Source organism: Amycolatopsis ultiminotia (assembly GCF_039536925.1).
Classification (GTDB): Bacteria; Actinomycetota; Actinomycetes; order Mycobacteriales; family Pseudonocardiaceae; genus Amycolatopsis; species Amycolatopsis ultiminotia.
Genome location: NZ_BAAAZN010000010.1, coordinates 26,501 through 45,297 on the forward strand (window position 1 = coordinate 26,501; position 18,797 = coordinate 45,297).

Annotated in this window: 20 protein-coding genes; 6 read left to right on the forward strand and 14 right to left on the reverse strand. The window is 69.0% G+C overall.

Going from position 1 to position 18,797, the window contains the following annotated elements:
• Positions 1-37 precede the first annotated feature (37 nt).
• On the forward strand, positions 38-451 hold the full coding sequence (locus tag ABD793_RS22715) for a VOC family protein (RefSeq protein ID WP_344863175.1): 414 nt from the start codon (positions 38-40) through the stop codon (positions 449-451).
• On the opposite strand, the gene ABD793_RS22720 is transcribed toward ABD793_RS22715, so the two are convergent.
• The 4 genes from ABD793_RS22720 to ABD793_RS22735 form a co-directional block, all read right to left on the reverse strand.
• On the reverse strand, positions 452-1,120 hold the full coding sequence (locus ABD793_RS22720) for a DedA family protein (RefSeq protein ID WP_344863177.1): 669 nt from the start codon (positions 1,118-1,120) through the stop codon (positions 452-454).
• 161 nt (positions 1,121-1,281) lie between these two features.
• Positions 1,282-2,106 (reverse strand): YceI family protein, encoded by an 825-nt coding sequence (locus ABD793_RS22725; protein ID WP_344863179.1) that lies wholly within the window; start codon positions 2,104-2,106, stop codon positions 1,282-1,284.
• The gene (locus ABD793_RS22730; RefSeq protein WP_344863181.1) at positions 2,103-4,745 is read right to left on the reverse strand and encodes an MFS transporter; all 2,643 of its coding nucleotides are present in this window, start codon (positions 4,743-4,745) and stop codon (positions 2,103-2,105) included. Before ABD793_RS22730 ends, ABD793_RS22725 begins: the two co-directional genes overlap by 4 nt.
• A gap of 7 nt (positions 4,746-4,752) precedes the next feature.
• Positions 4,753-5,271, reverse strand: a complete 519-nt coding sequence (locus ABD793_RS22735) for a MarR family winged helix-turn-helix transcriptional regulator (RefSeq protein ID WP_344863183.1) — start codon at positions 5,269-5,271, stop codon at positions 4,753-4,755.
• A 220-nt stretch (positions 5,272-5,491) separates the two neighbouring features.
• Between ABD793_RS22735 and ABD793_RS22740 the strand changes: the two genes are divergently transcribed.
• A complete protein-coding gene (locus ABD793_RS22740) occupies positions 5,492-5,917 on the forward strand; it encodes a PPOX class F420-dependent oxidoreductase (protein ID WP_344863185.1) in 426 nt (141 codons plus the stop codon).
• Positions 5,918-6,071: 154 nt separating this feature from the next.
• Positions 6,072-7,466 carry an FAD-binding oxidoreductase gene (locus tag ABD793_RS22745; RefSeq protein ID WP_344863187.1) on the forward strand — a complete coding sequence of 465 codons (1,395 nt, stop codon included), beginning with the start codon at positions 6,072-6,074 and terminating at the stop codon, positions 7,464-7,466.
• Positions 7,467-7,535: 69 nt separating this feature from the next.
• Here ABD793_RS22745 and ABD793_RS22750 read toward each other — a convergent pair whose 3' ends face one another.
• Together ABD793_RS22750 and ABD793_RS22755 are read right to left on the reverse strand one after the other, a co-directional pair.
• Positions 7,536-8,243 carry a DedA family protein gene (locus ABD793_RS22750; RefSeq protein WP_344863189.1) on the reverse strand — a complete coding sequence of 236 codons (708 nt, stop codon included), beginning with the start codon at positions 8,241-8,243 and terminating at the stop codon, positions 7,536-7,538.
• Positions 8,244-8,430: 187 nt separating this feature from the next.
• Positions 8,431-8,700, reverse strand: coding sequence for a hypothetical protein (locus tag ABD793_RS22755; RefSeq protein WP_344863718.1), 270 nt, complete (start codon positions 8,698-8,700; stop codon positions 8,431-8,433).
• 4 nt (positions 8,701-8,704) lie between these two features.
• Here ABD793_RS22755 and ABD793_RS22760 point away from each other — a divergent pair, with 4 nt between their 5' ends.
• Positions 8,705-8,932: a hypothetical protein gene (locus tag ABD793_RS22760; protein ID WP_344863720.1), complete on the forward strand. Its 228-nt coding sequence runs from the start codon at positions 8,705-8,707 to the stop codon at positions 8,930-8,932.
• 966 nt (positions 8,933-9,898) lie between these two features.
• On the opposite strand, the gene nagA is transcribed toward ABD793_RS22760, so the two are convergent.
• Together nagA and ABD793_RS22770 are read right to left on the reverse strand one after the other, a co-directional pair.
• Positions 9,899-11,089 carry an N-acetylglucosamine-6-phosphate deacetylase gene (gene nagA / locus ABD793_RS22765; protein ID WP_344863191.1) on the reverse strand — a complete coding sequence of 397 codons (1,191 nt, stop codon included), beginning with the start codon at positions 11,087-11,089 and terminating at the stop codon, positions 9,899-9,901.
• 38 nt (positions 11,090-11,127) lie between these two features.
• Positions 11,128-11,706: a SigE family RNA polymerase sigma factor gene (locus ABD793_RS22770; RefSeq protein WP_344863193.1), complete on the reverse strand. Its 579-nt coding sequence runs from the start codon at positions 11,704-11,706 to the stop codon at positions 11,128-11,130.
• Between the two features lie 196 nt (positions 11,707-11,902).
• Here ABD793_RS22770 and ABD793_RS22775 point away from each other — a divergent pair, with 196 nt between their 5' ends.
• Entirely contained in the window at positions 11,903-12,187 is a 285-nt protein-coding gene (locus ABD793_RS22775) for a YciI family protein (protein ID WP_344863195.1), read from the forward strand.
• On the opposite strand, the gene ABD793_RS22780 is transcribed toward ABD793_RS22775, so the two are convergent.
• The 5 genes from ABD793_RS22780 to ABD793_RS22800 all read right to left on the reverse strand — a co-directional run bounded on the left by ABD793_RS22780 (position 12,184) and on the right by ABD793_RS22800 (position 17,104).
• The gene (locus ABD793_RS22780) at positions 12,184-13,188 is read right to left on the reverse strand and encodes a PDR/VanB family oxidoreductase (protein WP_344863198.1); all 1,005 of its coding nucleotides are present in this window, start codon (positions 13,186-13,188) and stop codon (positions 12,184-12,186) included. The genes ABD793_RS22775 and ABD793_RS22780 overlap by 4 nt on opposite strands.
• Positions 13,185-14,054: a metal-dependent hydrolase gene (locus ABD793_RS22785; RefSeq protein ID WP_344863200.1), complete on the reverse strand. Its 870-nt coding sequence runs from the start codon at positions 14,052-14,054 to the stop codon at positions 13,185-13,187. Before ABD793_RS22785 ends, ABD793_RS22780 begins: the two co-directional genes overlap by 4 nt.
• 111 nt (positions 14,055-14,165) lie before the next feature.
• On the reverse strand, positions 14,166-15,635 hold the full coding sequence (locus tag ABD793_RS22790) for a flavin-containing monooxygenase (RefSeq protein ID WP_344863202.1): 1,470 nt from the start codon (positions 15,633-15,635) through the stop codon (positions 14,166-14,168).
• Positions 15,636-15,717: 82 nt separating this feature from the next.
• On the reverse strand, positions 15,718-16,191 hold the full coding sequence (locus tag ABD793_RS22795; protein ID WP_344863204.1) for a pyridoxamine 5'-phosphate oxidase family protein: 474 nt from the start codon (positions 16,189-16,191) through the stop codon (positions 15,718-15,720).
• A 10-nt stretch (positions 16,192-16,201) separates the two neighbouring features.
• On the reverse strand, positions 16,202-17,104 hold the full coding sequence (locus ABD793_RS22800) for an SDR family oxidoreductase (RefSeq protein ID WP_344863206.1): 903 nt from the start codon (positions 17,102-17,104) through the stop codon (positions 16,202-16,204).
• A gap of 104 nt (positions 17,105-17,208) precedes the next feature.
• Between ABD793_RS22800 and ABD793_RS22805 the strand changes: the two genes are divergently transcribed.
• Entirely contained in the window at positions 17,209-17,856 is a 648-nt protein-coding gene (locus ABD793_RS22805; protein ID WP_344863208.1) for a maleylpyruvate isomerase N-terminal domain-containing protein, read from the forward strand.
• On the opposite strand, the gene ABD793_RS22810 is transcribed toward ABD793_RS22805, so the two are convergent.
• Positions 17,853-18,767, reverse strand: coding sequence for an aldo/keto reductase (locus ABD793_RS22810; RefSeq protein WP_344863210.1), 915 nt, complete (start codon positions 18,765-18,767; stop codon positions 17,853-17,855). The genes ABD793_RS22805 and ABD793_RS22810 overlap by 4 nt on opposite strands.
• Between the last annotated feature and the right edge of the window lie 30 nt (positions 18,768-18,797).

Below are 18,797 nucleotides of genomic sequence, written 5' to 3' on the forward strand. Positions count from 1 at the left end.
AGCCGGAGGGGATGGCGAAAGGACGGCCTCGAAAGTCATGCCCAAGCTCACGTCTGTGCACCATTTGGCGCTCACCGTGACCGACGTGGACCGCAGTGTTCCGTGGTACGTCCGGGTCCTCGATCTCGAGGAGACCCGCCGCCGTGAGGATTCGGAGACCGGGGTGCGGAAGGTCGTGCTCCGCTCGGCAGGCGACGGTTTCTCGGTGGAGCTCGTCCAGCATCCGGACACCGGCAGGCGGGCCTTCGACGAACGCCGTACCGGGCTGGACCACGTCGCGTTCTCCGTGTCCTCACGGGCGGAGCTGGCCGAATGGGAGACGCGACTGGCCGAGTTCGGCGTTTCCTACACCCCACCTGCCGAATCCCGCACGTTCGAGGGTTCGTCGGTGATCGTCTTCCGCGATCCGGACGGCATCCAGCTCGAAGTCTGGGCCGATCCGGCTGCCTGATCAGGCGTGCGCGTCGTCCGGCTCCTCGACCGGACGGCGCATTTCCTGGCGGTAGCGCAGCAGGCCGTAGCCGGTGCCGAGCACGAAGAACGCCACACTGACCCACAGTGCGGCCGTCTTGACCCACGGCAGCGAGTCCAGCAGACCGGCGCCGTAGTAGCCGAGCAGCACCAGCGTGGGCACCCACAGCAGGCCGCCGGTGGCAGTGGCGAGCAGGAAGCGACGGGAGTCCATCCGCGCAGCGCCCGCGATGAGCGGTGCGAGCGTGCGGATCCACGGAATCCAGCGCGCCGCCACGATCGCGAAGAATCCCTTGCGGTCCAAGAACTGCTGAGCGCGTTCGAGATTGTGCCGGTTGAGCACCCGCCCGCCGCGGCGGGCGATGAACCGGGTTCCGGTGCCGCGGCCGATGTAGTAGCCGATTTGGTTGCCGAACACCGCGACGACCAGCGCGGCCGCGGAAAGCAGCCATGCGTTCAGGTCGGATCCGTGCTGGGCGAGTACGACGCCCGCGCCGAACAGCAGCGAATCGCCGGGCAGGAACAGCCCGACGATGAGCGCGCACTCGACGAATACGAAACTCAGCACGATGACCCAGACGAGCACCGGACCGGCCGTGTCCAGCCAGCTCACCCCGACGCCAGCGGCCTCGATGCTCTCGACGTTCACGCGACGAGCCTACGTGGCCGGAATCGGGCGCAGTGCGCAACCATCGAATTCCTGCCCTTCGGTCACTTTCAGTATTGTTCAGGTGAACCGCCTGTTCACCTGAGAAACGAACGGGCTGCCCGGAATGGTTCCCGGACAGCCCGTCTTCGTTCGCCGTACGGCTACAGCTGCGGCAGCGATTCGCCTTGTACGGCTTCGATGTCGAGCTCCACCTTCACCGTGGTGCCGATCGCGGCCACCCCGGCCCGAACCATTGCACTGTAGTTGATCGAGAAATCGTTACGGTGCAATTGCGTTTCGGCGTGGAAGGCGGCACGCACGCCGCCCCACGGGTCCGGGCCGTGACCGGTGTAGCGCAGGTCGAGTTCCACCTCCCGCTGTTCACCGTGCAGCGTGAGCACCCCGCGCAACGCCCAGCTGTCGGTGCCGCGCTGGGTGAGGCCGGTGCTGTCGAAGGTGATCAGCGGATACGCGTCCACGTCGAGGAATTCGGCCGACCGCAGGTGTTCGTCCCGCATCTGGATGCCGCTCTCGATGCTGCCCGCCTTGATTTCGGCACGCACACTCGAACGTTCCACCGGGCGCCCGACCTCGATCCGTCCGCCGAGGTCGGGGAACCGCACCTTGATGCTCGCGATACCCATGTGCCGCGCGGTCGCGACGAGCGAGGAATGCACCGGATCGATCGTCCACGGCCCCGCGGGCGGCAGTTCGACCGCGCCGTCCACCGGGACGAGGGCGACGTCGCCGAGCAGCCCGGCACCGTCGGAGCCGATCTGCGCCGTGCGGGCCAGCGGGGTGAACCCCGGCGCGGTGATCACCGCGGTGTAGACGCCGGGGGGCAGCGGTTCGGTGACCACCGCCCCCTTGGCGTCGGTGACCTCGCGCGCGACCTGGCGGCCGTTCAGATCGGTGACCGTGAGCACCGCGTTCTCGACCGGCCAGCCGCCGTTCGAGCGCAGCTGTGCGCGCAGGCCCCCGCTCATGAGCGGTCGACCAATTCGTCGAGTGCCTGGTCGTAGCTCAGCCGCACGTTGTGTTCGGCCTCGCCGTCGCCGAGGGTCACCTGGCTGGTGGCAGGCGGGTACCCGCTCGCCACCACGGTGTAGGACCCGATCGGCAGGTCGCTCACCACGTACCGGCCCTCACTGTCGGTGCGGGCCACCGCCGAGACGTTGCCGTTCGCGTCCAGCACGGTGATCCGCGCGTCCGGAACCGCCCGCTCGCCTTCGGTGCGCGCGGTGCCCTGCAGCAGCACGGCACCGGCCAGCTCGACGTCGTGGCGCAGCACCCCGCTGTCGGGCACGGTCAGCGTGACCGCGACCGGACGGTAGTGCGGACCGCTCGCGACGAGCGTGTACTGCCCGGCACCGACCCCGCTGAAGGTGTAGATGCCGTCGTCGGCGGTGATGAACGCGCCGTTGACCTCACCGCGCGAGTCGGTCAGCGTCACCGTGGCGCTCGCCAGCGGCGCACCGGCACCCACCGAACGGACCACGCCGGTCAGCTCGCCCGATCCGGTGAGCGTGACGTCGAGCTTCGCGGGCCCGCCGCCGACCACCACGCTGGAGGCCTGCGGCTGGTGCCCGGGTGCGGACACGATCAGCACGTAGGTGCCCGGCCCCTGGGTCGGCACCGAGTAGCTGCCGTCGCCGTTGCCGACCGCCCGTGCGACCTGACGGCCCTGCTGGTCGATCAGGGTCAGCGCGGCCCCGCTCACGTGGCTGCCGTCCTGACGGCGCACGTGCCCGGTGACCGGCTCGCCGCCGGTCGCGCTCGGCTGGTTGAAATCGGTGTCCGCGACCGAGTTGCCGATCGGCATCGGCAGTGAACCGGACACCGCGTGCGGGTCACCATGACCGTTGGTCAAAGCGTGCCTCCCTCCCGGGTTTCCCGGTGCTCCGGAACCGACGAGAACGGGTTCCCGTGGTGCCTCCTCGAACAGCGACCCGGGCTTCTCCGCGACCGGTTCGTCGGCGGTGGCCGACACTTCGTCCTCGTCCAGGTCGAGCAGTGCCTCGCCGCCCTCGACCGCGGCTGCGGCCGGGTTCATGCCGGCGAGCGGGATCTCCTTCATGAACAGCAGCACGATCGTGGCGAGCAGTGCCACCCCGCTGGCGACGTAGAACACCGTGGTGATCGAGTCGGTGAAGCCGACCAGGATCGGGGTGCGCAACGCCTCCGGCAAGGTCTGGATGATGCCGGTGTTGCTCTGCAGGTCGTTGAGCTGCCCGGCGGCGCCGGCAGGCGGATTCCCGCCGAACGCCTTGGTGATGTTGCCGGGCAGGACGTTGAACAGAATCGTCAGGAACACCGCGACACCCGCGGTACCACCGATCTGCCGGAAGAACGTGGCCGAAGCGGTGGACGCGCCCATGTCGCTGCGCGGCCCTGCGTTCTGCACCGCGATGACCAGCGTCTGCATGCACTGACCGAGGCCGAGGCCGATGATCAGTGCGGCGACCAGCGGGTGCCACAGCGCCGAGTCGTACTCGACCTGTGCGAAGAAGAGCGCACCGATGGCGATCAGCAGGGTGCCGATGACCGGGAAGATCTTGTACCGCCCGGTCTTCGAGGTGATCCGGCCCGCGATGATCGAGCTGGACATGATGCCGACCATCAGCGGCAGCATCAGCAGGCCCGACTGCGTCGGCGAATAGCCCTGCACCACCTGCATGTACTGCGGGATCATGGTGATCGCGCCGAACATCGCCACACCGACGATGAAGCCACCGATGATGGCCACCGTGAACGTGGAGTTCTTGAATAGCCGCAACGGGATCAGCGCGGCGTTCTTCATCAGTTTTTCGACGACGATGAACAGCACGATGCCGACGCCGCCGATGGCGTAGCAGATGATGGACTTGGAGTCGCCCCAGCCCCACTTCTGGCCCTGTTCCGCGACGATCAGGAACGGCACCACGGCGACCACCATGGTGAGCGCGCCCCACCAGTCGATCTTGTGCTTCTGCGGGTTGTGCGGCACGTTCAGCACTCGTGCCACGACGAACAGTGCGATCACCCCGATCGGCACGTTGATCAGGAAGACCCAGCGCCAGCCGGAGATGCCCGCCAGGCTGTCGAACCCGGCGAAGAAGCCACCGAGCACCGGACCGAGCACGGTCGAGATGCCGAACACGGCGAGGAAGTAACCCTGGTACCGCGGGCGTTCGCGCGGCGGCACCACGTCGCCGATGATCGTCATGGCCAGCGACATCAGACCACCGGCACCGAGACCCTGCACCGCGCGGAACGCGGCCAGCTCGTACATCGACTGCGAGAACGTGGCGGCCAGCGAACCGGCCACGAAGATACCGATCGCGGCGAGGTAGAACGGCTTGCGGCCGTAGATGTCGGAGAGCTTGCCGTAGATCGGCGTGGCGATCGTGGAGGTGATCAGGTACGCCGTGGTCGCCCACGCCTGCAGCTCGAAACCGTGCAGGTCATTGGCGATCCGCACGATCGAGGTACCCACGATCGTCTGGTCGAGCGCGGCGAGGAACATACCGCACATCAGGCCGCTGATGATCGTGACGATCTGGCGGTGCGTCAGCCGTGGCGCTTCGCCGGTGTCGGCGGACGCTCTCCCCTGCGGCTGAGGTTGTTTTTCGACGGTTGACGTCATGGTGTTTCTAGGCCCCCTTGGCCGATGACACCCCGGGGGTGTCGGACTGCGGTGGAAAGTTGTTCTCGATCCCGGTGTTGAGCCGCTCGAACAGAGCCCTGAGCGTCTCGCGATCCTCGTGGTCCCAGTCGCCGAGCACGTCGGCCAGCCACTGGTTGCGCTGCTTGCGGTTCTCGTCGAAGACCCGCAGGCCTTCGGCGGTCGGGGCCAGCAGGCAGGCGCGGCCGTCCTCCGGGTCCGCTTGTCGTTCGACCAGCCCGTGCTGCACGAGCGAGCTCGACTGCCTGCTGATCGTGGAGATCTCCGAGTGCAGGAATTCGGCGAGCTTGCTGGTGCGTTGCGGACCCTCGTGGATGAGGCAGAAGAGGATCGCGTACGCGGCTCTCTCGATGCCGTCCGGGCCCTGCTTGGCGACCTGGGTCTTCGCCTTGGTGATCAAGCGCACGAAGCGGACCAGCTCGTTGCTGAGCTGGTCTGCAAGGTCGAGTTCGGCCTTGGGCCTGACGGCGGAGCTGTTCGGTGCCATGGGTCGATCTCTCTCCCGGAGCGAACCGTTGTTTGGCGGCTGCAACTAGTTGCCTAAGGCAAGAGTGTGCTCGTTCGGCGGATTCTGCAAGCGCAAATCCCCTGGTTGTGGCCTATGACACTTTAGTTGCTACATGCAAGCACCTCTGCTCGGGGTAATCTGCCGGTTTTCTCCCGATTACGGTCGGGAACAGATCCGGCGCCTGCGGGTTGAACTGGGTATGACCGACGACACACAGCTGTACGAACTCATCGGTTCCGGCAAACAGGGCGTGCTCGCGACCCTCAAACGCGACGGCCGTCCGCAGTTGTCCACTGTCACCCATCATTTCGACCCGGATACCCGCCGGCTGCGGGTTTCCATCACGGATACCCGGGCGAAGACGAAGAACATGCGCCGTGATCCGCGGGTCAGCTATCACGTGAGCAGCCCGAACGGCTGGTCGTACGCGGTGGCGGAAGGCACCGCGGTGCTGTCCCCGGTGGCCGCCGCGCCGGACGACGAGGCGGTCGAGGCGCTGGTCGACCTGTACCGCGCGGTGGCCGGAGAGCATCCGGACTGGGCGGAGTACCGGCAGGCCATGGTGAGCGACAAACGGCTGGTGCTGACGGTGGAGATCGACCGGGTGTACGGGATCGTCCGCTGAGCCGCTGAGCCGCTGAGCCGCTGAGCCGCTGAGCCGCTGAGCCGCTGAGCCGCTGAGCCGCTGAGGTTGGGTGGATGGGGTCGGCGGCGGGTGTCGAAACCAACACCGGAAAGAATATTCCGCACTGCGGAGTTTCCGGTTTACCATGGCAGGTATGAGCAACGACGCCCTTCTTCAGCGGTTGCGGGACGAGCTCGGCGCCAGGGCCGTGCTCGCCGACGCCGACGTCACCGGCACGTATGCGCGCGACATGATGCCGCTCGCGCCGGTGGGCAAGCCGCTGGCGGTGGTGTTGCCGTCGGACACCGCGGGGGTGCAGGCGGTCGTGCGGGCCTGCGCCGAGGCGGAGGTGCCGATCGTGCCGCGTGGAGCGGGCAGCGGGCTTTCCGGTGCGGCCAACGCGATCGACGGGTGCGTCGTGCTGGTGCTGACGAAGCTCGACCAGATCGTCGAGGTCGATGCCGGCAACCGGCTCGCCGTCGTGCAGCCCGGCGTGGTCAACCTCGATTTCCGTGCTGCCGTTGAGAAACACGGGCTGTTCTACCCGCCCGATCCGTCCAGTTACGACTGGTGCACCATCGGCGGCAACCTCGCCACCAACGCGGGTGGCCTTTGCTGTGTGAAATACGGCGTGACCACCGATTCCGTGCTGGGACTGGAGGTCGTGCTCGCCGACGGCTCGGTGCTGAACACCGGGCGGCGCACGGTGAAAGGCGTTGCGGGGTACGACCTCACGAAGCTGTTCATCGGCAGTGAGGGCACGCTCGGGGTGATCACGAAGGCCACCGTTGCGCTGCGGCCGCTGCCGCAGGCGCCTGCCACGTTCGTCGCGGGATTCAGTACCGCCGAGGCGGCCGGGGAGGCAGTGGCGCGTGCGGTGCGCGAAGGGCTCGTGCCGTCACTGCTGGAGATCATGGACGCGGCGTCGATCAAGGCCTCGGAGACCTACCTCAACACCGATCTCGGCGCGGGCTCCGACTGCCAGGCACTGCTGCTCGGCCAGTCCGACTCCGGCGGCGAGGTGGCCCGCCGTGAGCTGGCCGCGCTGGAACAGATCTGCAACGACTGCGGCGCGGACCTCGCCTACGCCACCGACGACCTCGAAGAGGGCAAGCTGCTCCTGCAGGCCCGGCGCGTGGTGCTCACCGCGCTCGAGACCTACGGCATCTGGCTCACCGACGACGTCTGCGTGCCGCGCACGCGCATCGCCGAACTGATCCGCGGCTGCGAGCGGATCAGCGAGAAGGTGGGCCTCAAGATCGCCGTGGTCGGGCACGCCGGCGACGGCAACATGCACCCGACCATCGTGTATTCGCCGGATTCGGCGGACGAGTTCGCGCGTGCCCAGCAGGCGTTCGACGAGATTCTGGAGGTCGGCCTCTCCCTCGGCGGCACGGTGACCGGTGAGCACGGCGTCGGCAAGATCAAACGCGAGTGGCTGGCCCGCGAGATCGGCCCGGTCGGCGTGCGGGTGCACCGGCAGATCAAGCAGGCCCTCGACCCGGAGAACCTCTTCAACCCCGGCTCGATGTTCTCGATGACCGACTGAGCTGTTTCGACCGACCGAGCTGTTTCGTGGCCGCCGACCTGCTTCGACGGCCCTCCGCTGCGGCGAAGGTCAGTCGCGCACCCGCGGGATCTGCTGCGTGACCTCGGCGGTGTCCTCGGCAGGCGCGGTCCCGCGCTTCTCGCGCCGGTTGCGCAGGTACTCGATCGCGATCGGCACCACCGACACCAGCACGATCACCACGAAGATCGCGTCGACGTTGTCCCGGATGAACTCGATGTTGCCCAGGAGCGAGCCCAGCACCGTGATACCCGCGGCCCAGAAGACTCCGCCGATCACGGTGTAGGTGAAGTAGCGCTTCGGATCCATCCGCCCGATGCCCGCGATCCACGTGATGAACGTGCGCACGAACGGCACGAAGCGCGCGAGGACGACCGCCTTCGGGCCGTGTTTCTCCAGGAAGGCGTGGGTCTTGTCGACGTACTCCTGCTTGAAGACCTTCGAATCGGGCCGGTTGAACAGCTTTGGGCCCACGAAGTAGCCGAGGTAGTAGCCGATCACGTTGCCGAGCAGCGCAGCGACCGTGACCAGCACGCACACCAGCCACAGCGGCGCATCGAGCGTGCCGTTCGCGATGAACAGCCCCGCGGTGAACAGCAGCGAGTCACCCGGCAGCACCGGGAAGATGCTGCTCTCGATGAAGATGATCAGGCACAGCACGGCGATGACCGGCACTGTCAGCCCGCTCAACAGGTGCTGCGGATCCAGCCAGGACGGCAGGATGGACATGGTCGTCACTGTGCTCTGGGCGAGAATCACACCGAAAACGGTACAGGGTGACGCTGTGTGCTCTCATGGGGCAAGGATTCCCAGGTCAGCGGGACGCAGCCGGACATAACCGGCCCACCGCGCGGACCGGCCCACCGCGGCGGGTGCCGGTCGGCCTGCTGCCTCGGGGTGTGCTGCGGCGAGCTGTATTGGGCGATCGGGTTCGGCGGGTGGTCGGTCAGATCAGGGTCAGCAGGCCGATCACGGAGCCGGCGGCCAGGCCGAGCAGCAGGGCCAGCAGGAGCACCCAATGTGCGGGTAGCGGTGCGCTGGCCGGGGCCTGGCGGGTGGCGTCGCGGGTGGTGGCGCCGGATACCGGGCCGGTGGATTCGTCCAGTGCGGCTCGTTCGCGTTCCAGTGAGTCCGCGCCGGCGCCGGAGAGCAGACCGTAGCGAGGGGGCAGTTCGGTGGTGGGCCCGGTCGCCGACGAGCGACGGCCGGGTGGCACCGGGGTGAAGGTGCCGGACGTCGTCGAGTGGTACGCCGCCGAACTCGCGCCGGTGGGGGTCGCCGGGCCCGCGCCGGTGGCTGCCGGGTTCGGATCGCCCGTCGGGGTCGAGGCCAACGGGGTGGCCCCGGCGGGTCCGGTGAACTGCGATCCGCCGGTGCCGGAGGAGCCCGGCTGGACCGGGCCGCCACCCGTCGAACCCACACCGACCTGGCCGAAAACGGCAGGGTGAGAGCCAGTCGCACCAGCCCCGCCCGAACCCGGACCGGCACGGCGAGCACCAGCCTGACCAGCAGCACCGCCTCCGCCGACGGCCGGTCCGGAACCGGTCGAGCCCGCTCCCGCCGCAGCACCGCCACCGCCAGGGCCCGGCCAGCCAAAGCCGGTAGAGCCGGAACCGCCAGGACCGGAACCTGCTGAACCAGGGCCAGCCGAGCCGGAGCCGCCTGAACCAGGGCCGGTCGGGCCGGAGCCGCCTGGACCCGAGCCGGTCGGGCCGGGACTGCCTGAACCTGGGCCGGCCGAGTCGGAGCCGCCTGGACCCGAGCCGGTCGGGCCGGGACTGCCTGAACCTGGGCCGGCCGAGTCGGAGCCGCCTGGACCCGAGCCAGCCGAGCCGGGACTGCCTGAACCTGGGCCAGCCGAGTCGGAGCCGCCTGGACCCGAGCCAGCCGAGCCGGGGCTGCTTGGACCCGAGCCAGCCGAGCCGGGGCTGCCTGGACCCGAGCCGGTCGAGCCCGCGCCGGGAGCGGCAGGGCCGGGGTTGGCCGCGCCGGGAGTGGCGGGATGCGAACCGGTGGAGTCGGAACCGGTCGCGCCAAAGCCGGTTGAGTCGGGCCTGGCCGAACTGAAGCCGGTCGAGCCGGGGCCGGAGCCGACTGAACCCGGGCCGGTCGAGCCGGAGCCGCCTGGAACCGGGCCGGTCGCGCCGGGGCTGCCGGAACTCGGGCCTGCCGGGCCGGCGGGGTGTGGAGTGGCTTGGCCGGGGCCGGCCGGGGTGCCGGGGGGTGGCGTGGCCGGGTTCGAGTCGCTCGGACTGGGTGGTGGCCAGCTTGGTTCTGGCGGCGAGTCGTCTGCCGGGGGTGACGTGGGCGAGATGTGCGGTGCGAACGCGGCCTGGGCGCGTAGCGCGTCGGCCAGCAGGCGCTCCGGGTCCTTCGGCTCGCTCATCCGTTCCGTCTTCCTCCGGGGCTCGTCGTCACGTGCTCAAGGTAGCCCTGCCGACCTCGGCTACCCACTCGCCCTTGCGGAGCACGCGGGACGGGTTCAGGTCGTCGTCGAGTACGACGATGTCCGCGGCCAGGCCCGGACGCAGTGCCCCGGTCTGGTCCGCGATGCGCAGCAGTTCGGCCGGGCGTCCCGACGTCGCGCGCACGGCGTCGAGCACCCCGAGTTTGGCACCCTTCACCAGGTTGCGAAAGGCGACGTCCATGGTCAACGTGCTCCCGGCCAGCGAGCCGTTGTCCAATGTCGCGACGCCGTCGTGCACGTCGACCTCCAGCCTGCCCAGTGTGTAGCGGCCGTCGGCGGCGTCGGTGGCGGACATGGCGTCGGTGATCAGCACGGTCCGTCCCCGGCCCGCGTGGTTCGCGGCCAGCCGTACCACGGTCGGGTGGAGGTGCACGAGGTCGCAGATCAGCTCGACGGTCACCCGTTCGTCGTCGAGCAGCACACCGACCGGGCCCGGTTCGCGGTGGTGCAGCGGGCGCATGCCGTTGAACAGGTGGGTGGCCACGGTGGCTCCCGCGTCGATCGCCGGGACCAGCTGCTCGGCAACGCCGTCGGTATGCCCGATCGCGGCGACCACACCGGTCTCGGCCAGCTGCCGGACGGCTTTCACCCCGCCGTGCAGTTCGGGGGCGAGGGTGACCATCCGGACCGCACCGTGCCCGGCCCGCAGCAGCTTCTCCACCGTGCGGGTGTCCGGTTCGCGCAAGGTGTCCGGATCGTGTGCCCCGCAGCGTGCCCTGGAGATGAACGGGCCCTCCAGGTGGACACCTGCCAGCTCGCCTTCCTGCACGAGCTCGCGCAGCGCGGAGATCTGCTCGGTGAGCAGGTCGATCGGATCGGAGACCAGACTGGCCAATGTGGTCGTGGTGCCGTGCCGCCGGTGCGCGCGCACCGCGGTGCGGATCTCGTCAGCGTCCACCGTGGAGAACGAAGCGCCGCCGCCGCCGTGGCAGTGCGTGTCCACGAAACCGGGTACCACGAGCGATCCGCCTACGTCGACGAACGCGGTGTCCGGTCCGCCGGGCGGCGTTCCGGTACCGATCGCGCTGATCCGCCCGCCCGATACGGCGAGCCAGCCTGCGTCGAGTACCCGGTCCGGGGTCGCGATGCGGCCACCGGTGATGACGAAGTCTTCGGCGTGCTTCACGCACCCCAGCATATATTGGTCTGGACCAGATGTGGGATCGTCTCGAAAGGTCACTGTTGCGGGGTCTGCATGGCCCTCTGCAGTGCCTCCAGCGCCCGGCTGGCGGTTGACTTCACGGTTCCCTTCGAGATGCCCGCGGCCTCGGAAATCTCCGCCTCGCTCAATCCGCCGTAGTACCGCAGCACGAGCACCTCGCGCTGCCGCGGCGGCAGCTTCGACAGCGCGTTGACCACGGCCTGGTGCTCGCCCGAAAGCATTGCCAGGCTTTCCGCGGAACGGGCGTTGACCGCGTGCGGCGGCACGTACTCCCGCGCAGTTTTGCGCCGGCGCAACACACTGCGTGACCCGTTGACCACGGCGGTGCGCAAGTAGCCGACGGCTGCGGCCGCGTCGCGCAGCCTGCCCCAATTGCGGTGCAGACCGGCGAAAGCCTCCTGAACCACGTCCTCGGCCGTGGCAGGCTCGTCGACGAGGAGGATGGCCAGCCGGACCAGCCGCATCCGGTGTTGTTTGTACAGGTCCTCCAGGGTCAGCGGCGCGGTCGGCGGCTGAGCCGGCACCGGGCCGTCGATGGTCCGCAAGTGCCCAAGCGTCGCCTCGACACTGCGTTCCGCGTTCCCCTCCACCATGTATCCCTGCCTGTCCTCGACGTGTCGGGTCAGCAGGCCTGTGGCGGATGCACTCTTCACAGCGTTCACATACGTGCTGACGCACACCTAGCGTATCGGGTTGGCCCGGTGCCGCCACCGATCGGATACTGGGATCGCGCCGAGCGGCCCCGGTAGCGTCGGGATCGTCACCGCAGTCTCGACCCTGGAGAGCCATATGGCCTGGTACCTCGTCGAAATCCGCTACGCGCCGGAGAAACTGGCCGAAGTCCGGCCACGGCACCGTGCGTACCTGAACGAGCACGCGGCGCAGGGCCGGGTCGTGGTCGCCGGGCCGCTCGCCGACGACACCGGTGGTCTCGTTTTGTGGGAGGCCGAGGACGAGGCCGCACTGACCGAACTGATCGACAACGACCCGTACTACCTCGAGGGTGTCGTCGCGCAACGTTCGGTGCGGGAGTTCCGGCCGGTGCTCGGCGCCTGGCTGCCAGGACAAGGCTAGAGCTCCAGGACGGCGGGCCCGCGGTCCACGCAGATCCGCACCCGCCCGCCGTCCGGCGTCGGCACCGCGCAGGTACCGCAGAAGCCTTGCCGGCAGGAGTAGGGGACGTTCGGCAGCACCTCGCGGACCACGTCGAGGGTCGAGCGGTCGGCAGGCACGTCCAGGGTGCGCCCGCTGCGGCGCAGCAGCACGCGAAACGGTTCGCCCGCCACGACCGGCGGCGGCGAGAACCGTTCGAAGTGGACGGCCGTGCTGATGCCGGCCAGGTCCACCCGCACGCCGTTGATCATCGGCATCGGGCCACAGCAGTACACCGCGGCGGAGGCGGACTTCTCGGCCAGCAGTTCCTCGCCGGAGGCCGGAATACCGAACTCGCTGTCCGGCCGGATCCACACCCGATCCGGTGACAGCGCGGAAAGCTCGTCCAGGAACGGCATCGATGCCCGGTCCCGGCCGGTGTAGACCAGCCGCCAGCAGGCGCCGACGGCCGCCGCGCGGTGCACCATCGGCAGGATCGGCGTGATCCCGATCCCGCCGGCCACGAAGTGATACGCCGGCGCGGCCACGAACGGGAACGCGTTGCGTGGCCCACGCACGGTCACTCGCGTGCCGGCGGTCAGCGCATGCACTTCCGCCGAAGCGAGACCGATCCGGCGTACGGCAATCCGGTAGTACGACCGGTCTTCGGGCTCGCCGCACAGTGAGTACTGCCGCACCGCGCCCGAAGGCAGCGTGAGGTCTACGTGTGCGCCGGGACGCCAGCCGGGCAGCGCAGCGCCGTCCGGACGGCTCAGCCGCAGGCTCACCACCCCTGCCGCCTCCCTGCGCACCGCGTCCACCACCAGTGGTAACCGGCGGTCCACCGCGCGCACCGGTGGACGGCGACGGCCGGAAAACTCCGCCAGCCGCCGGTACGCCGCGCCGACTGCGACCAAAGTGGACATCAGCCGGTCCCGCCGTCCACTGCCGTCGAGGCGGGCCGGGTACTGCGGCGCGGTCATTGCCGCGCGTCGGCGGTCCTGGCCGCCGGTGAGCTCGCGAGGTAGGCGACGGCTTGGTCGGTGTTCCCGGTTTCCGTGGGGTGGTAGGACTTCCGGAAGTACGGCCGGATCTCCTTCAGCAGCGCCAACGGTCCCGGCAGCAGTCCTCGCCTTGCCGCCCGCAGGTACTCGCGCCAGGTCGCCGGTCCCGGCCGGTTCGGGTCGTTCCGCATCAGGAACCGGGTGCCCCGGACGAAGACCCAGGCCAGCACCGGTGTCACCGCGACCATGCTGCGCACCCGGCGGAAGTAGCGGCCGTCCACGTGGCAGAACAGGTCGAACGCCACCGAGCGGTGCTCCACCTCCTCGGCTCCGTGCCAGCGCAGCAGATCGAGCATCGTCGGGTCGGCGCCTGCCGCGTCGAGCGCTGCGGCGTCCAGGATCCACTGGCCGAGGAACGCCGTGTAGTGCTCGATCGCGGCGACCATCGCCAGCCGTTCGACGAGCCACTCCCGTCCGGCGCCGCGCCGGTCACCGAGCAGCCGCCGGAAGATCCACTCCATCTGCGCGATGAACGGCCGCACCGGCAACCCCGCGGCGTCCAGGTGCGCGGCGGCACCGTCGTGCGCTTCGGCGTGCATCGCCTCCTGTCCGATGAAACCGAGCACGTCCTCCTTGAGCCGCTCGTCCCGGATCAGCGCGGTGGCCTGCTTGAACACCTCGACGAACCAGCGCTCGCCCTCGGGAAGGGCCAGGTGCAGCACGTTGATGCTGTGCGTGGCCTGCGGATGACCGGGGATCCAGTGCATCGGCAGGCTCGACCATTCGAACTCGACATCGCGGGCATGCAGCACGATCTGCTCGTGCTGCACCGGCTCGGAGCTCATGCCGCCTCCGCGGGAGCAAGTGCGTCGGCGGTGTTCATGCCGCCTCCGCGGGAGGAAGTGCGTCGGCGGTGTTCGTGGCCGCCTCCGCGGGAGCAAGTGCGTCGGCGGTGTTCACGACCGGCCGCTCAGCTCGTAGTCGCTCGGTGCGACACGGCGGGTCTCCAGCCAGTACCGCCAGGTGAAACCGGGCCAGATGGTGCGGTTGACACCCTTTGCGTCGAGGTACCAGCTCTTGCAGCCGCCCTGGGTCCACACGCCCTTCACGAGCTTGCGCTGGATGTCTTCCTGGAACCGGTCCTGCACCGACTCGCGTACGTCGAGCGCGGCGGCGCCGCGGGAATCGGCCAGCCGGATCGCGTCGAGGACGTAGCGCGCCTGCGATTCGATCATGAACACCACCGAGTTGTGCCCGAGCGCGGTGTTCGGGCCGAGCAGGAAGAACAGGTTCGGGAACCCGGAGACGGTGATCCCCTTGTGCGTCCGGATCCCGTCGGTCGCCCACGACTTCGCCAGGTTCCGGCCTTCGACCCCGGTGATGTCGAGGTACTCCAGCGCGTCGGTCACCTTGAACCCGGTGCCGTAGACGATCGCGTCGACCTCGTGCTCGACCCCGGCGCCGTCGACCACGCTGTGCTCGCGCACCTCGGTGACGCCGTCGGTCACCACGTCGACGTTCGGCCGGTCCAGTGCCGGGTAGTAGTCGTTGGAGAGGAGCACGCGCTTGCAGCCCATCGTGTAATCGGGCGTGACCTTGCGCCGCAGCGCGCGGTCCTTGATGCCCTTCGCGATGTGCCTGCGTGCGATCACCTCCGCGGCGTGCATCAGCCGCGGGTGGCCGTTGAAACCGATCGCGCGGGCTTCCAGCGACCAGTACAGCGCGTTGCGGTAGAGCCGCTGGACGCCCGGCACCCGCCGGAAGAGCTGCTTGGCCCAGCCGGGCATGGCGTGGTCGGGCTTGGGCATGAGCCACGGCGGGGTGCGCTGGAAGAGCTTCAGCTCGGCGACCTGCGGCGCGATCTGCGGTACGAACTGGACCGCGCTGGCTCCGGTGCCGACCACCGCGACCTTCTTGCCGCGGAGGTCGAACTCGTGGTTCCACTGCGCGGAGTGCCAGGTCTGGCCCTTGAACTTCGCGATACCCGGCAGCTGCGGGATCTGCGGGATGTGCAGTCCGCCGACGCCGGCGACCAGGAACTGCGCGGAGAACTCCTCGCCGCCCTTGGTCTCCACCGTCCAGCGCCGGGCGCGCTCGTCCCAGTGCGCCCCGGTGATCTCCACGCCGAACCGGATCCGCTCACGCAGCCGGTAGGAGTCGGCGATGCCCTTCAGGTACTCGAAGATTTCCGGCTGCGGCGAGAACGACCGGGTCCAGTCCGGGTTCTGCGCGTAGGAGAACGAATACATGTGGGACTGCACGTCACAGGCGCACCCGGGGTAGGAATTGTCTCGCCAGGTGCCACCGACCTCGTCGGCCTTCTCCAGGATCAGGTAGTCCCGGATGCCCGCCTTTTCGAGCTGGATCGCCTGGCCGAGCCCGGAGAACCCGGTGCCCACGATCACGACCCTGAACTGCTCGGTCATCTCCTCGGCCTCCGCTGCGCTGGGGGTCTGGCACCGATGACGTTACCTCAAGTAACAGTTACTGTGAAGTACTGTCTACTGCTCAGTAGGCGCCGGCGAGTTTGCTGTGGTCCCAGCTGACGATCTTCGACGGGCGGAAGACCAGCCCGATCCGTTTCGGTGCCTGACCTGCGATGAAGGCCTGCAGTTCGGCAGGAACGTGCTCGCTCGGGTTGGCCCCGGCGTAGCGCTGCATGAGGGTGGTCCCCATCTGCGTGACCTGGTCGGTGTCCTCGATGAGCTCGACGGTCGCCTCGAAGGAAACGCCGCGCAGCTTCTCGTACGAATCACCGCTCTCGATCAGCACTGTCGCCTCGGCCAGCCGGCGCAGGTTCTTGGCCTTCTGCGACGTGCCGTAAGTCCACGTCGCGACGCCGCCCTCGTGCGGGTAGTACCAGAGCGGCGCCAGGTGTGGCCTGCCGTTCGGGCCGATCGACGCGACGTTGATGACCTTCTGCTCGGCGAGATAGGCCTGCACCTCGTCCGGCGTCATCCGGATCTGGTCGCGACGTGACATGCGCGCTCCTTCAGTCCTGCTTCGTGGCAGCGCGCCCGCCGTGCCCGTTCACCGCAGACTCGAACGCACCGCGTTCCTCGATGTCCTGCAACGCGGCACGGTCGGCTGCCGGTACGCCGCGGAACCGTGAGCCGATCTCGATGATCGGCGGCAGGAAGGCGCGCAGCAGCTTCAGTCCGCCCAACCAGCGTGGCACGTGGATCGTGCGCGCGCGGCGCAGGATCCCGCTTTCGAGGCCGTCCAGCGCCACCTCCACCGGGTAGGTCTTGCCGATCAACCCGGGCAGGGACGCCCGCAGCTTGCCGAACACCGGGTGCGCGTCGGCGCTTTCGACCAGGTCGGTGCGGATCCAGCTCGGGTGCGCGACGCCGACCTTCACACCCAGATGTGCGAGTTCGGCACGCAGGCTGTTGGAGAACGCCTCGACGCCTGCCTTGGCTGCGGCGTAGTTGGCCATACCGGGTGCATGCGTGATCGCGGCCAGCGACGAGATCGCCAGCAGGTAGCCCCGCCGTTCGATGACGTGCGGGAGCGTGACCCGGAAGGTGCGCCAGACGCCGAGCAGGTCGACCTCGATCACCTTCTCGAAGGCGGTCCGGTCCATTGACCGTGTGAAGCCGGTACTGGCGATGCCCGCATTCGCGACGACGATGTCGATCCCGCCGAACCGGTCAACGACGCCCGCGGTGGCGCGTTCGAGTGCGTCCCAGCTGGTGACGTCGGCTTCCCAGGAATGCGCGTTCGGGCCGATCCGCTTCGCGACCTTCTCCTGCTCCTCGGCTTCGAGCCCGACGAGTGCGACCTTGGCGCCGCGGGCCGCCAGCCGTTCGGCCAGTCCGGCGCCGAGACCCCTGGCGGCACCGGTGATCAACACGACCTTGCCGTCGACCGAAGTGTTCTGGAGCAGTGCCACGGTGCCCTCCTCAGCGTCTTTTCGCCTGTCGAGGGGACGGTACCGCAACCTACCCCGAGTAAGCTACTTCTCGGTAGGTTTGCCTGGGGTGTCAGGATGCAGTCATGGCACAGGCACCGTTCGGACAGCTGGATGAGGCGTTCCTCGACGGCGCCACGACGTGTTCGGCCTTTCTGCGTGCCGACGCGGTGCGCACGAGCTGGGGTGCGGCCAGCGCATTGCCGGAGATGTCGGTCGGCGCGCTGGCCTGTCATCTGGCCCGGCAGGTGAGCCGCGCTGCCGAGCTGCTCCGGGCGTCGCCGGAGCTGCCGACACTGGCCTCGGCCGACCAGCACTACGCCCGCGCCGCCTGGGTCACCGCCGAGTCCGTGCACGATCCGGCCAACGACCGCACCACCGACGATGCCGAGGCGGCGCTCGGGTTCGACTGGATGGTGCAGCGCTTCGATACCGACCTCGCCGCCGTGACCGAACAGCTGCGGTCCGGCACGGCGAGCGAGGTCGTGGACATCCCTTGGCAGGGCTGGTCGTTGCGCCGCGAGGACTTCCTGCGTACCCGGCTGCTCGAGATCGTCGTGCACTCCGCCGATCTCGCCGCGAGCCTCGAACTGCCGTCGCCCGAATTTCCGGACGCGGCCTTTTCCCCGGTGCTCGACCTGCTGGCGCGGCTCGCGGTCGGCAGGCACGGTCAAGCTGCGGTGATCGGCAGCCTCACCCGCCGCGAGCGCACGCGGAACATCAGTGCGTTCTAACCTCCAGCGGCGCTGAGCGCGTCGATCTCCGCCTTCGTCAGGTCGAGGGAGACCGACGCGATCAGATCGGTGAGCTGTTCCGGCGTGCGCGCGCTGGCGATCGGGGCGGTCACCGTGGGCTGCACGCGGAGCCAGGCGAGCGCGACGCCGGCGACCGAGGCGTGGTGCGCGGCGGCGACTTCGTCGAGTGCGGCGAGGACGCGCGCACCGCGTTCGTCGAGGTAGGCCAGTGCGCGCGGGGCTCGTGGAGAGTCGCCCGGCTCGTCCTTCGAGCGGTACTTGCCGGTCAGGAATCCCATTGCCAGCGCGAAATACGGCAATGTCGCGAGTCCTTCGCGAGCGACGAGCGGGCCGAGGTCCTTTTCGTAGCCCCGCTCCACGAGGTTGTAGTGCGGCTGCAGCGCGGCGAACCGGGCGAGCCCCGAAGTGTCCGAAATAGACAGTGCATCGGCCAGCCGGGCGGGCTCGTAGTTCGACGCCGCGATGTAGCGCACCTTGCCCGCGCGCACGAGCCCGTCGAACGCGGTGAGCGTTTCCTCGAGCGGGGTGTCCAGGTCGTCCCGGTGTGCGTAGTAGAGGTCGATGTGGTCGGTTTGCAGGCGCCGCAGGGAATCCTCGGCGGCGGCCACGATGTTCGCGCCCGCCAGGCCCTTTCGCTGCTCCCACGCGCCGACCTTGGTGGCAATCACGAAGTCGTCGCGGCGCCCGCGGCCGGTCAGCCAGTTGCCGATGATCGTCTCCGAGCCGCCGCCACCGCCGTAGGCGTCGGCGGTGTCCAGGAAGTTGCCGCCGGCGGAAGAATAGGCGTCGAGTACGGCGAAGGAGGTCGGTTCGTCCGCGGTGAAGCCGAAGACGTTGCAGCCGAGGTTCAGGCCGTAGACATCCAGATCGGTGTTGCCCAGCTTCGTCATGTCTTCGACGGTAGTCCGGCAGCGGGACGA

Coding starts and splice junctions, on each gene's coding strand:
- ABD793_RS22780 (WP_344863198.1), bottom strand. CDS start 13,188: ATGACCGCGCCGCAGTACCCGGCCCGCCTCGACGGCAGTGGACGGCGG.
- ABD793_RS22770 (WP_344863193.1), bottom strand. CDS start 11,706: ATGGTGGAGGGGAACGCGGAACGCAGTGTCGAGGCGACGCTTGGGCAC.
- nagA (WP_344863191.1), bottom strand. CDS start 11,089: ATGCTGGGGTGCGTGAAGCACGCCGAAGACTTCGTCATCACCGGTGGC.
- ABD793_RS22775 (WP_344863195.1), top strand. CDS start 11,903: ATGGCCTGGTACCTCGTCGAAATCCGCTACGCGCCGGAGAAACTGGCC.
- ABD793_RS22745 (WP_344863187.1), top strand. CDS start 6,072: ATGAGCAACGACGCCCTTCTTCAGCGGTTGCGGGACGAGCTCGGCGCC.
- ABD793_RS22730 (WP_344863181.1), bottom strand. CDS start 4,745: ATGACGTCAACCGTCGAAAAACAACCTCAGCCGCAGGGGAGAGCGTCC.
- ABD793_RS22725 (WP_344863179.1), bottom strand. CDS start 2,106: ATGAGCGGGGGCCTGCGCGCACAGCTGCGCTCGAACGGCGGCTGGCCG.
- ABD793_RS22735 (WP_344863183.1), bottom strand. CDS start 5,271: ATGGCACCGAACAGCTCCGCCGTCAGGCCCAAGGCCGAACTCGACCTT.
- ABD793_RS22785 (WP_344863200.1), bottom strand. CDS start 14,054: ATGAGCTCCGAGCCGGTGCAGCACGAGCAGATCGTGCTGCATGCCCGC.
- ABD793_RS22795 (WP_344863204.1), bottom strand. CDS start 16,191: ATGTCACGTCGCGACCAGATCCGGATGACGCCGGACGAGGTGCAGGCC.
- ABD793_RS22790 (WP_344863202.1), bottom strand. CDS start 15,635: ATGACCGAGCAGTTCAGGGTCGTGATCGTGGGCACCGGGTTCTCCGGG.
- ABD793_RS22805 (WP_344863208.1), top strand. CDS start 17,209: ATGGCACAGGCACCGTTCGGACAGCTGGATGAGGCGTTCCTCGACGGC.
- ABD793_RS22715 (WP_344863175.1), top strand. CDS start 38: ATGCCCAAGCTCACGTCTGTGCACCATTTGGCGCTCACCGTGACCGAC.
- ABD793_RS22810 (WP_344863210.1), bottom strand. CDS start 18,767: ATGACGAAGCTGGGCAACACCGATCTGGATGTCTACGGCCTGAACCTC.
- ABD793_RS22740 (WP_344863185.1), top strand. CDS start 5,492: ATGACCGACGACACACAGCTGTACGAACTCATCGGTTCCGGCAAACAG.